This window comes from Acinetobacter sp. WCHAc060006, assembly GCF_004209135.1.
GTDB lineage: Bacteria > Pseudomonadota > Gammaproteobacteria > Pseudomonadales > Moraxellaceae > Acinetobacter > Acinetobacter cumulans.
Genome location: NZ_SGSS01000007.1, coordinates 49,909 through 63,022 on the forward strand (window position 1 = coordinate 49,909; position 13,114 = coordinate 63,022).

Annotated in this window: 11 protein-coding genes; 4 read left to right on the plus strand and 7 right to left on the minus strand. The window is 39.4% G+C overall.

All coding sequences use genetic code 11. The features are described 5' to 3' along the window. Window position 1: 1 nt before the first annotated feature. The 3 genes from frr to rimO all read right to left on the minus strand — a co-directional run bounded on the left by frr (window position 2) and on the right by rimO (window position 2,749). Complete coding sequence (frr, locus tag EXE29_RS05955) at window positions 2–556, minus strand: ribosome recycling factor (RefSeq protein ID WP_106984832.1); 555 nt, start codon at window positions 554–556, stop codon at window positions 2–4. Between the two features lie 85 nt (window positions 557–641). Continuing rightward, the gene (gene pyrH / locus EXE29_RS05960; protein WP_106984833.1) at window positions 642–1,370 is read right to left on the minus strand and encodes a UMP kinase; all 729 of its coding nucleotides are present in this window, start codon (window positions 1,368–1,370) and stop codon (window positions 642–644) included. A 41-nt stretch (window positions 1,371–1,411) separates the two neighbouring features. After that, complete coding sequence (rimO, locus tag EXE29_RS05965; protein WP_106984834.1) at window positions 1,412–2,749, minus strand: 30S ribosomal protein S12 methylthiotransferase RimO; 1,338 nt, start codon at window positions 2,747–2,749, stop codon at window positions 1,412–1,414. A gap of 352 nt (window positions 2,750–3,101) precedes the next feature. On the opposite strand from rimO, the gene glnL reads away from it, so the two are divergent. Together glnL and glnG are read left to right on the plus strand one after the other, a co-directional pair. Continuing rightward, the gene (gene glnL / locus EXE29_RS05970) at window positions 3,102–4,211 is read left to right on the plus strand and encodes a nitrogen regulation protein NR(II) (RefSeq protein WP_120364222.1); all 1,110 of its coding nucleotides are present in this window, start codon (window positions 3,102–3,104) and stop codon (window positions 4,209–4,211) included. Beyond that, window positions 4,198–5,676, plus strand: coding sequence for a nitrogen regulation protein NR(I) (glnG, locus tag EXE29_RS05975; RefSeq protein ID WP_106984835.1), 1,479 nt, complete (start codon window positions 4,198–4,200; stop codon window positions 5,674–5,676). The genes glnL and glnG overlap by 14 nt, the downstream gene beginning before the upstream one ends. Before the next feature lie 68 nt (window positions 5,677–5,744). On the opposite strand, the gene EXE29_RS05980 is transcribed toward glnG, so the two are convergent. From EXE29_RS05980 to mnmG, 4 genes are all read right to left on the minus strand, one after another. After that, a complete protein-coding gene (locus EXE29_RS05980) occupies window positions 5,745–6,071 on the minus strand; it encodes a hypothetical protein (RefSeq protein WP_120364191.1) in 327 nt (108 codons plus the stop codon). A gap of 158 nt (window positions 6,072–6,229) precedes the next feature. Then, window positions 6,230–7,432 carry a 3-(3-hydroxy-phenyl)propionate transporter MhpT gene (gene mhpT / locus EXE29_RS05985; protein WP_120364190.1) on the minus strand — a complete coding sequence of 401 codons (1,203 nt, stop codon included), beginning with the start codon at window positions 7,430–7,432 and terminating at the stop codon, window positions 6,230–6,232. Window positions 7,433–8,561: 1,129 nt separating this feature from the next. After that, the gene (locus tag EXE29_RS05995; protein WP_120364189.1) at window positions 8,562–9,398 is read right to left on the minus strand and encodes a Hint domain-containing protein; all 837 of its coding nucleotides are present in this window, start codon (window positions 9,396–9,398) and stop codon (window positions 8,562–8,564) included. A gap of 144 nt (window positions 9,399–9,542) precedes the next feature. Then, complete coding sequence (gene mnmG, locus EXE29_RS06000) at window positions 9,543–11,423, minus strand: tRNA uridine-5-carboxymethylaminomethyl(34) synthesis enzyme MnmG (protein ID WP_120364188.1); 1,881 nt, start codon at window positions 11,421–11,423, stop codon at window positions 9,543–9,545. Window positions 11,424–11,680: 257 nt separating this feature from the next. Here mnmG and EXE29_RS06005 point away from each other — a divergent pair, with 257 nt between their 5' ends. Then, entirely contained in the window at window positions 11,681–12,028 is a 348-nt protein-coding gene (locus EXE29_RS06005) for a hypothetical protein (RefSeq protein WP_117006948.1), read from the plus strand. 143 nt (window positions 12,029–12,171) lie between these two features. Continuing rightward, window positions 12,172–13,053: a bile acid:sodium symporter family protein gene (locus EXE29_RS06010; RefSeq protein ID WP_117006949.1), complete on the plus strand. Its 882-nt coding sequence runs from the start codon at window positions 12,172–12,174 to the stop codon at window positions 13,051–13,053. Window positions 13,054–13,114 lie beyond the last annotated feature (61 nt).

The following is a 13,114-nucleotide window of genomic DNA, read 5'->3' on the forward strand; positions in this document are numbered from 1 at the left end:
ATTAGACCTTCATTAATTCAGCTTCTTTTGCAGCTAAACGTTTTTCCACTTCAGCAACAAATTTGTCTGTAATTTTTTGAATGTCATCACCAGCACGACGCTCATCATCTTCAGAAATTTCTTTTTCTTTCAACAATGCTTTGATATCACCTAAAACATCACGGCGAATGTTACGAATCGCAACTTTTGCATTTTCAGCTTCGTTACGCGCAACTTTTTGCATATCACGACGTGTTTCTTCAGTTAGTGCTGCCATTGGCACGCGAATCGCGTCAGCAGTAATCGGGTTTAAACCGAGGTCAGATTCACGAATTGCTTTATCAATTGCAGCAACCATTGTACGTTCAAATGGTTGAACCAATAGTGTACGTGAGTCTTCAACACCTACGTTTGCAACTTGATTTAATGGAACATCAGAACCATAGTAAGGAACCATAACACCGTTAAGGATCGATGGGTGCGCACGACCTGTACGTACTTTTCCAAAACCATGCTCTAAAGACTCCAGCGACTTGTTCATGCGTTCTTCGGCGTCTTTTTTAAGATCGTTAATCATAAGATCTTCCTTACTAAATTTTAAATGAGGTATAACTAAATATAATCTGTAGTTGTAGTATAGAGAGCTTTCAGCCCCACGTACATTAGTTCGTAACGTGAGTACCTTCTTTTTCACCCATCACTACAGACAACAATGAACCTGCTTTGTTCATGTCAAATACTTGAAGTGGCACGTTATGATCACGGCATAAGCAAATTGCTGTTAAATCCATTACACCTAATTTTTCATCTAACACTTGGTCAAATGTCAAAGCATCGTATTTCACAGCATCATCGTATTTGCTTGGATCTTTGTTGTATACGCCATCAACTTTAGTTGCTTTTAAGATTAAGTTTGCTTCAATCTCGATACCACGTAAGCATGCTGCTGTATCTGTAGTGAAGAATGGGTTACCAGTACCCGCAACAAATACACACACTTCACCACGAGTTAAATGACGAATTGCATCACGGCTTGAATATGATTCTACTACTGCGCCAATTGGCAATGCAGACATCAAACGCGTTTTAATATTACGGCGCACCAAAGCATCACGTAATGCAAGGCCATTCATTACAGTTGCCAACATACCCATTTGATCGCCTGTTACACGACCAACGAGGCCATCCTTTTGTAACTGGCTGCCACGGTATAAGTTACCACCACCAACAACGATACCCACTTGAACACCCAAACCAACAAGGTGCGCAATTGCGAGTGACATTTGATCGAGCACTTGTGCATCGATACCCATATCTTTATTGCCTGCCAAAGCTTCACCAGAAAGCTTTAGAAGAATGCGACCAAAACGCGGTTTTTTAGAATCAAGCATCATCAACTCCGAATTATTTAATTTCAATTATTTTTCGTGAATCATTTAATACGAATTAATTTCGCATATAAGTCATATTCATCTGCATCGGTAATTTCCACTTCAAGCAAATCACCTGCCTTAATCAATGATTTATCGATATCTTCAACAAAGACGTTACCGTCAATTTCAGGTGCATCCGCATAAGAGCGTGCAACTGCAACTGGGAACTCATCTTCTAAATCATCAACCAACACTGTCATGGTTTGACCAATACGTTTTTGCAGTTTCGCTGCAGAAATTTCTTGTTGAACTTCCATGAAGCGTTCATAGCGTTGTTGCTTAATCTCTTCAGGCACATGATCTGGCAGATCGTTTGCTGTAGCACCTTCAACAGGTGAGTATGTAAAACAACCCACACGGTCTAGCTGTGCTTCTTTTAACCAATCTAACAGCATCACGAAGTCTTCTTCAGTTTCACCAGGGAAACCTACAACAAAAGTTGAACGAAGGACTAAGTCTGGGCATTTTTCACGCCATACTTTTAAACGCTCTAGTGTATTTTCACTATGCGCAGGACGTTTCATCAACTTCAAGATTTTAGGACTTGCGTGTTGGAATGGAATATCCAAATATGGAAGAATTTTACCTTGTGCCATCAAATCAATCACAGCATCGACATGCGGATACGGATAGACATAATGCAAACGAACCCAAATACCCAACTGCCCTAAAGCTTCACACATATCGTAAAACTTAGTTTTTACAGGTTGGCCATTCCAAAAGTCCAATTTGTACTTTGTATCTACACCGTATGCAGAAGTGTCTTGTGAAATGACAAGAACTTCTTTTACACCCGCATTTTTGAGTGCTTGTGCTTCGCTTAATACCGAGCCCACTGGACGTGAAACTAAATCACCACGCATGCTTGGAATAATACAGAATGTGCAACGGTGGTTACATCCTTCTGATATTTTCAAATATGCATAATGTTTTGGTGTTAAACGAATCCCTTGTTCTGGAACAAGGTCAATGAATGGATTATGTTTTGGTGGCTCTGGAACGTACTCATGTACCGCTTCCATAACTTCTTGATATGCCGCAGCACCTGTCACCTTTAAGACGTTTGGATGCATTTGGCGAATTTTGTCTTCGTCTTTACCTAGACAACCTGTCACAATCACGCGACCATTCGCGCTCATTGCTTCACCAATGGCGTCTAAAGACTCTTGTACTGCAGATTCAATAAAACCACAGGTATTTACAACAACTAAATCTGCACCATCATAATCTGATGCAACATCATAACCTTCAGTTTTTAACTGAGTTAAAATTCGTTCGGAATCAACCAATGCCTTAGGACAACCTAAAGAAACAAAACCGACTTTGGGGGATTTCATGAATCTGCGCTCCACTAGAATGCGCGTATTGTATGTCTTTTCTTTGCATAAAAATAGGTGAAAAGGCCACTCTTTATATCATGCACCAAAATAATGCTATAATTTCATCCATATAATTAAAAATGCACCATTTTGAACCATATTTTATTTACAGCCCTTTTTTTATTCGCTATACATTTAAATTAAAGGCCAACTTCGGCACATTCTTTTAATTCAGCACTCAAATTTGGCGTTCTTTTAGAAAAGTTGGCGTGCATTTTGCTTACTCTGCATCAATTCAGTCCGTTTACTGAAAACAGAATGCCTTATGAAGATGCCATTGCGCCATTTTAAAACAGAACACCCACCGCTAATGGATCAACCTATGACCATCGATTATCGGCTATTAGTAGATAATTTAACCACAGCGATTTTACTGGTCGATAGTAATCTCAATATTTATTACTTAAATTCGTCATGTGAAGCACTTTTTGACATCAGTTTACTTCGGGCTGAAGGCCTGCCTGTACTTCATTTATTGCACATGCCCAATGATGAATTCAATACAGAAGAAGCCCTAAACAACACCCTACAATCTGGGCAACCTTATACACGACGCGAAGCAACGATTAATGTGAACTTCAAAGACATTCATGTTGATTACACGGTGTCGCTTTTAAGTTCAGGCAAGTCATATCACCCTTTATTGATTATTGAGCTTAATCCAATTGACCGAATGCTTAAAATCTCCAAAGAAGAAAACCTAATTCAGCAACACCAAGTTGCACGCCAATTAATTCGTGGCGTGGCACATGAAATTAAAAACCCATTGGGCGGAATCCGCGGTGCAACACAGCTTTTGGCTCGTAGTTTAAATGACCCTAAATACAGTGAATTTACCGACATTATTATTAGTGAAGTCGATCGTTTGCGTAATTTGGCCGACACCATGCTGGGTTCACGCCAACTTCCAAGCTATGAACCAACCAATGTACACGAGCCTTTAGAACGTGTACGTGCCCTCATTGCGAACCAAACCAAAAAGAAAATAAAAATCACACGTGACTATGACCTTTCTTTACCCGATGTCATGGCCGATCGCGATCAACTTATTCAAGTCATGCTCAACATTAGCGTTAATGCTGTGCAAGCCATGACTGAAAATAAAGATTTCTTTGAAGAACACCAACCAGAACTGATTCTTCGCACGCGTATTCAGCGCCTAGTTACCATTAATGGTGTACTCAAACGCTCTGCTGTACGCATTGACATTGAAGATAACGGCCCAGGTGTACCTGAAGAAATTTTAGAATCTGTGTTTTATCCTTTAGTGACTGGACGTGCTAAAGGTACAGGCTTAGGCCTCAGTATTGCGCAAAATATTATGCATCAACACAACGGAATGATTGAATGCCAATCTGTTCCCGGCAAAACAACTTTTAGCTTATATTTACCTTGGGAGTCAGGACATGTCGCGAAATAAAATATGGGTCATCGATGATGATCGCGCGATGCGCTGGGTTTTAGAAAAAACATTTAAAGAAGAAGGTTTTGATGTTACCAGCTTTGAAGAGGCTCAATCTGCACTCGATCAACTTAGTGTAGATGCACCCGATGTCATCTTAACTGACATTCGTATGCCCGGTATTGATGGTTTGACTTTCCTAGGCAAAGTCAAAGGTAGTCATCCCGATCTTCCTGTCATTATTATGACAGCGCACTCAGATTTAGAATCTGCCGTGTCGAGCTATCAAACTGGTGCTTTTGAATATCTACCAAAACCTTTTGATATTGATGAAGCATTGGCCTTGGTCAATCGTGCAATTTTGCATATTGCGAAGCTTCAACAACAAGAATCTGCAAAAACCGTTCAACCCATTCAATCCACTGAAATTATTGGTGAATCTCCTGCAATGCAGGAAGTATTTCGTGCTATTGGTCGTCTATCACAATCGCACATTACGGTACTCATTAATGGTGAATCTGGTACAGGTAAAGAGTTGGTTGCGCATGCGTTACATCGCCACTCTCCGCGTAGTAGCAAACCGTTTATTGCACTCAACATGGCTGCTATTCCCAAAGATTTGATTGAAACAGAATTGTTTGGTCATGAAAAAGGCGCATTTACGGGTGCAAATACACAACGCCAAGGTCGCTTTGAACAAGCCAATGGCGGTACGCTGTTTTTAGATGAAATTGGCGATATGCCATTTGAAACCCAAACACGTTTACTACGTGTATTGGCCGATGGCGAGTTCTACCGCGTAGGCGGACATATTCCTGTAAAGGTTGATGTACGTATTGTGGCTGCAACCCATCAGGACCTTGAAAAACTTGTTCATGAAGGTCGCTTCCGCGAAGACTTGTATCACCGCCTGAACGTGATTCGTATTCACATTCCAAAACTTGCACACCGTAGCGAAGACATCCCTATGCTTGCGCAGCACTTCTTGGCGCGTGCAGGTAAAGAATTGGGCGTCAGTCCAAAAATATTGCGTCCTGAAACGCAAGAATATATGCAAAAACTGCCTTGGCAAGGCAACGTGCGTCAATTGGAAAATACTTGTCGCTGGCTCACAGTGATGATTACAGGTCGTGAGGTTTATCCTGAAGATTTACCTTCTGAACTCAAACAAATTCCAATTCACCAAAGTGGTGAAGGCTCGCCTGCGCCAAATACTTTAGATCGTGTTTCAATTCACCATTGGGACGAGCTACTTGGCCAATGGGCGGTACAAAAGCTTAAAAATGGCGAAATGAAGATTCTAGACATTGCCACACCAATGTTTGAGCGCACACTGATTAATGCCGCATTACAGCAAACCCGTGGTCGTAAACGCCATGCAGCTGAGCTTTTAGGTTGGGGACGTAATACGCTTACCCGTAAGCTCAAAGAGCTAGGTATGGACAGTGCCGACGATGAAGTTGAAGAAGAATTAGAAAGCTAATTCTCTCGGCTCATGCAATAAAAAAGGCTAATCTTCGGATTAGCCTTTTTTATTGAAACCTTAGTGCATTAAGCAGTAATCCCCACATAGCGCGAGTAACCTTCAACACCTAAATCTGACTGATAAATAACAAAATCTGGATAGCTTGATGCTGTTAGCTCCTCAATCACCACCACTTGATCGTCGTTGGCATGCATATCATCTACAGTACGGCGCAAAGTATGCTCAAATTCATCCGTAATGTATTCAAAGCCAATATCCATCGCAATAAACAACGTATGCTCACAGGGCTGTACATATTGCTCTTCTGACCAATTGATCACGGCTTGCTGGCAATGTGGGCAGTTAATATTATCGGTTGCCTGAATAGGAAGTTGAATAAGTTGATAAGCCATGAATATTTATATCTTGAGTGAATCAAATGATTTTAGCAAAAACTCAGTATTTGCTGATGCTATTTTTATATTCTAACTTAGCCTGAATATCAGATTCCACAAAAAAAAGGAAGCCAAAGCTTCCTTTTATATCTCAATTTTTACCACAACAATTCGCGTTATTTTTTACTCGATTTATAAGCAGATAACGCTGCCACAGCAACCGCTGACAATACAATCCCTGGTGCACTTGCAAGTAAAATACCTGTAGTACCAAGACCTAAAGCCAAAATCTTACCTGTAAGTAATGGACCTGTCATAGCACCTAAACGACCAAGAGAAATTGCGCTACCTACACCTGTTACTTTGCCTGCTGAGGTATAGAAAATTGGTGAAATGCCGTACAGAATCGATTGACCGCCTGTAGAGAAAATACCCCCAATTAAGCCTGCAAATACCAACAATGGAATAGATTTGGTTGTGAATAAAATTAATACCGCAATAAATAGACCGATATAGATAATCACAGCCATTTGCCACAACTTTAAACGGTCAAGTAAATAACCTAAACCAAGCGTACCAATAACCGCACCTACTTGGAAAATCAGCATAATCATAAATGCTTGTGATTTTTCTAAGCCTTGCTCCATAAGTAAGTTTGGCAACCAACTGATTAAGATGTAGTTCACCATCAAGGTAAAGAAGAAACTCACCCAAAGTGGCAATGTGTATTTGTAGCGGTTTTCTGCAAATAGCACTTGCGCCATAGGCGGTACAGCTTCTACTGCTACAGATTCAACCTTTTCTTTGCGCTTATCTTTTAAGATAACTGCCATAAATGGAAGCAATACTAAAGGTGTTAAACCACCAATTAAAAATAATGTGTGCCAAGAAATATCTTTAAAGATAATAGCCAAGCTTGCAACAAAGATTGCACCTACAGGTAAGCCACAATACATCAAGCTGTTTAATTTACCTCGGTTTGCTTCAGTTGCTTCATCACCCACCACTGAAATCATGGTTGGCATAGCAGCCCCCAAACCTAAGCCTGTAAAAAAGCGAGCTGCATATAATATTTCTACACTTGGCGCCAATGCAGTGATTGTCATAAATACGCCAAAGATCGCAATTGAAAGCATCAACACTTTCTTTTGCCCTAAATAATCTGCTACACGGCCACCAAAAAATGCACCGAATAACATACCAAATACCCCTAAGCTAAACACATAGCCCATTTGTACCTGATCTAATGAAAATGTCGCTGCAATTCCTTTCGCCGCGATCCCAGGTGCCTGCAGGTCAAAACCTTCAAAAAACGCCACCCAGAAACACAAAAATACCGTTAAAATTTTCTGTATTTTACTCGTTTGTACTTGTGCCATGATCTAACTCCATCCGTAGTACACACACAGCCACATCTGACTGTGTGTGCATTCTCTGCCGATTGAGTCACAATAAATACCACTACAATAGTCGGATTAAAGCTTGATTTATAAGCCAAACTTAATGAAACTTATAGACAAAAGGTTGTATATCAATATATTTTACGTCTAAATAATTAAATTTATAATTAAAAAACAATTACTTAATTAAAGTAAAGCTTATAACTATATAACCATAATAAAAAACGATAGATAATACGATTTCAGATAAAATGCTGTGCTGTTGAGAATTCTAGTCGTGTTTTTTCTATTTTTAAAATGTATTACAATCAAACAATTACTTACTAACAAATATTAATAATGAGCTTTACAGTCCAAGAAATTGCGCACTAATCAATGATACTTTACAGCAACCCCGTGGCCGTAAGCACCATATGGCTGGACTTCAAGACTGCTGACAATACGCTGACACTCAAACTTAAAAAGCTTGGCATGGACAGTGCTGACGATAAAGTCGAAGAAAAAGTTAAAGGCTAAGCCATTAAAACGCGAATAGCCTGCCACACCGAAATCAGAGTTTAAAATCAAATATTGCACGAATTGTTCGTAACTATTAACTCAGCAAACGTATTGATTTGATTATCATTGGCAGGAAAATCAGCAACTGTTTGTTGCATGGTTTGCTTGGATTCATTGGTAATGTATTCACACCATAAATAAAATGTGCTCACATAGTTGAATATATTGCTCTTCTTAACAATTGATGATGTATTGATGACAATGTGGGCAAGCGATGTTTTGAGTGGTTTAAGTGTCAAGTTCAATGAGTTAGCATGACATTGGAATGATCAAAATTTGGAACTTTGAGTATTTTAGCAAAGAGTTTCCATCAGTTTAAAAATTATGTTGATTGCTTCCAAAGAATAAAAACTCAAAATTAAAGATTTATCTCCATCTGATTATTTAAAACGAAGTATTTAAAATAATCGTGCATAATATGCGAATGAAATACCTTAATCGCCAAAATTTCCTGAAACTACATTTAAGAAACATAAAGGCCACCATTTATTATAAAACGCATCGAATCCTGAAATTATGCACTGATCGCACACTTTAAATGCTACTTAAATCAGATTCCAATAGATACCTTACACCCACCCATATCATGAACCCAAATACCAATATCCCCCACATAATATGTATGATAATCTTCTACCTCAATAGTATAGACATAATCACAATATCCCTCTAAAACACCTGAATTTAAGATTTCCTGCACTTCAGGAATATCATCTGATGAAGGATAAATATAAATATCTTCAGTCGGTAAAAGATTACTACTCGATGCCGACGTAAGTGAATCAAATAACACTCCACCTCCTTTCAAACACACAGGTTTACCACTACGAAAATCAAAAACCCCTATACGTTCTTGGGTGTTATGCATATAAACCAATCTAGAGTCTAATGTAGAACTTTGTAAGAGTTTATATTGATCTTCAAATGTATCAACTGCAACAAATTTAAGATTAGAAGTTTGCAAGCAATGTAAGCACGTAGCATCAAGCTGAATTGCTGGCACCCAACCTATCGCTTTTATTATAACTTTTCCCTCAATTTCATTTATATACTCATCCACCCAAAACAAGTGCTCCTTAGTACAAAACAAATACCCGACACCCTCTTGTGTCATATATCTTTGAAAAATGATCGGCTTCTTATCTTTGGTCTTAAATGTATGTACAACTCGCTTATAAGCCAATTCTCCTTCACCAGATTCAGGTTTAGAAAGCACCATATCCCCGATCTTAAGCTGATCAATTGAAACTAATCCTTTATTCGTATGTACTAAAGTTCCCGCGACAAAGCATGCCTGCTCAGACTGAGTATATTCACCATCTCCAATCTGATCACACAAATCTGCACAAATAATTAAATGCAAATCTTCTAAACTTAATTGATTCAATTTAAACCCCAACCCATATATTGTTATTAAAGATTTATATTCTTATAGCAAAAAATACCATTATTGATTTTGGTCTTTCTTTATTAATCCAAACAATTTAAAAAAACCCGCCTAAGCGGGTTTTTTTTATTTCAACTTGAAATCTTAAGCAGATTTTTTAGCATTGGCATTTTTACGAATCGTAATCATCACCAATTGAACCGCCGCTGGTGTAACACCCTGAATACGGCTGGCTTGTGCAAGTGTTTCAGGCAACACACCTTTAAGCTTCATGGTAATTTCACGAGAAAGACCTGAAACTGCGTCATAATCAAAATCAGCAGGAATTTTGGTATCTTCCAAACGCTTCATTTGCGCAACGTCTTCTTGCTGACGGTTAATATAACCCGCATATTTCACTGCAATTTCAATTTGCTCACCCACAAATGCAGACACTTCTGAACCTGTAAGCTCAGCAATTTGAGCAAAATTAATATTTGGACGTTTTAACAAATCAATTGCGTTAGTTTCTTTAGACAGATCATCACCTGTCATTTCAACGAATTTTTTACCCAATGGGTTGTTTGGCGCAGCCCAAAGATGCTGTAAACGGCCTTTTTCAGTTTCTACAGCTTCCATTTTTTGGCAGAACGAATCCCAACGCGCATCATCTACCAGACCCATTTCACGGCCAATCGCAGTTAAACGCTGATCCGCATTGTCTTCACGAAGCATTAAGCGATATTCCGCACGTGAGGTAAACATGCGGTACGGTTCTTTGGTACCTAATGTAATTAAGTCGTCAACCAATACACCCATGTACGCCTCATCACGTTTTGGTGTCCATTGTTCTTGATCCCATGCACGGCGCGCAGCGTTTAAACCTGCAAGTAAACCTTGTGCACCCGCTTCTTCATAACCTGTTGTACCGTTAATTTGACCAGCAAAGTACAAGTTATTAATTGCTTTGGTTTCAAGAGAGAACTTCAATGCTTGTGGGTTGAAATAATCGTATTCAATTGCATAACCCGGACGAAGAATGTGTGCATTCTCCATACCACGGATTGAACGAACCAATTCAAACTGCACATCAAAAGGTAAAGAAGTAGAAATACCGTTTGGATATAACTCATGAGTATCCAGACCTTCAGGCTCTAGGAATACTTGGTGCGAGTCTTTATCAGCAAATTTATGAATTTTGTCTTCAATTGAAGGACAGTAACGTGGACCTACACCTTCAATTACACCCGTATACATCGGTGAACGATCTAAACCGCCACGAATAATGTCGTGTGTGCGTTCATTGGTATGTGTGATATAGCAGTTAATTTGTTCTGGGTGCATAGACGCATCACCCATAAATGACATCGTCGGAGATGGGAAGTCACCCGGCTGCGCTGTCATTACAGAAAAATCGACAGAACGTGCATCAATACGTGGTGGTGTACCTGTTTTTAAACGACCTACAGGTAAGTTCAATTCACGCAAGCGCGCAGCCAACGAAATTGAAGGAGGATCGCCCGCACGACCACCCGATGCATTGTTTAGACCGATGTGAATCACACCGCCCAAGAATGTACCCGTAGTTAATACGACAGTTTTTGCATCAAAGCGAACACCCATTTGTGTGATCACACCTTTAACGGTATCACCTTCTACAATGAGGTCATCAGCAGCTTGCTGGAAAATATCTAAGTTCGCTTGGTTTTCTAATGTTTCACGAATTGCCGCTTTAAAGCGTACACGGTCAGCTTGCGCACGTGTTGCACGTACTGCCGCACCTTTACGTGAGTTTAAAATACGGAATTGAATACCGCCTTTATCGGCAGCCAATGCCATCGCACCGCCCAAGGCATCAATTTCACGCACCAAATGCGATTTACCAATACCACCAATGGCTGGGTTACAGCTCATCTGCCCTAAAGTCTCAATGTTATGAGTTAAAAGCAAAGTCTGTCGACCCATGCGAGCCGCAGCGAGAGCTGCTTCGGTACCTGCGTGACCGCCACCGATAACAATGACATCGTAAACTTTAGGATAATGCATAGTGGTATGGAGAGATTTCAAAAAATGGATGACCCAAGATTATAGCAAAATTTCACTTATAAGTTGACTGATTCAGTCGTTTTTTATCTTATTTTCACTACACAAAAGCACATTAAATCCATTTAAGCCTGTACGTAATTTGCAAAATTCAGCAATTTAAAACATTTATATCCTCTTCATAACGCAATAGCGGTTGTTTTATTTTGACTATTTATTAATCTAGAGTGTGTTCCAACAAAAACTTAAGGACAACGGCCATGTATAAGAATATTTTTCTTTCAGCCATGCTTTATGGTTTATGTTTAACTTCATTTACAGCCTCTGCAAATGACAAAGTTCAAAGCACTTATGATGCACAAAAGTATCAACAAGTGTGTAAAGGCAAAACCCAGGGCGATCAAGTTAGTTTTGCTTATCGCGGCATTATTTGGAATGGGACCTGCCAGCCTCAGTTTTTCTCTAGCAGCAAAACTAAACTACTAGGCACAGAAGCTGAGCTAAATTCGGTATGTCATAGTGATGCAAACGCCAAATCAATTACAGTAGATGGTAAAGAAGTGAAAGGTAAATGTGCTTTAGGCTTTGCACCACCCAGTCCCCGATAATTTTTAATATATGAATGTAATATAGTTCACACTCCATCCAAACTAAGGGGCAAAATGCTTAATTTTCGCCCTTTTTCTTTGTTGCTTATTTAGAAAACTTGTTTAAACTCAATCCAGAAGGAACATAAAAATAAGGATATTCCATGGATTCGGGTGTATTTGTTTTTTTCCTACCCGTCATCTTGGCTTTTATGATGATGGGGCTAGGCCTAGAGTTAACGGTTAAAGATTTTCTACGTGTAGGGCGTTATCCTAAAGCTATTTTTTTGGCTCTTTTTTGCCAACTGGTCATTTTAACCAGCATTGCTTTCTTCATTTGTGTGGTCTTAGATCTTGAGCCATTGCTGGCTGTTGGGCTTATGCTTTTAGCTGCTTCACCGGGTGGCCCGACTGCTAATTTACTGAGTTTTCTATTTAAAGGTGATGTGGCTTTAAATCTAACCTTAACAGCAATCAACTCAGTGATTACCACCTTTACTCTGCCTTTTATTGTCAATCTATCACTGCATTACTTTATGCAGTCCGATACAACGATTGGCATACAGGCCGATAAATTCGCCTATATTTTTCTGATCATCTTTATCCCAGTGTGTATTGGCTTGCTTATTCGCCATTATTTTCCACACCTTGCTTTAAAATGTAATCGCCCCATGCGGATGCTGTGTATCTTATTTCTCACCGCAATTTTTATTTATGCACTGTTCCGTGAACGCTCAAATGTGATTTTATATTTTGTCGATGTTGGTATTGCAGTCGGAATTTTTTGCTTTAGCAGTATGTTTATTGGCTATCTGGTTCCACATTTAGCAGGCTTAACAGAACGACAAGCCCGTGCATGTACTTTTGAAATTGGTATTCACAACACCGCCATTTCAATCACAATTGCAATTTCCGTACTATCTAGTACCACCATTGCCATCCCTGCTGGTGTATATTCCATATATATGTATTTATTCGCTTTTGGATTTGGCTATATCTTAACGCGCAAAAAGAGCAATTTACTCAGCAACCAAGTTAAACCTTAATACAGTATTCAATCTTGCACAAACGACACACTATTTAAGAAGTAACAAATCATGCCTCAAC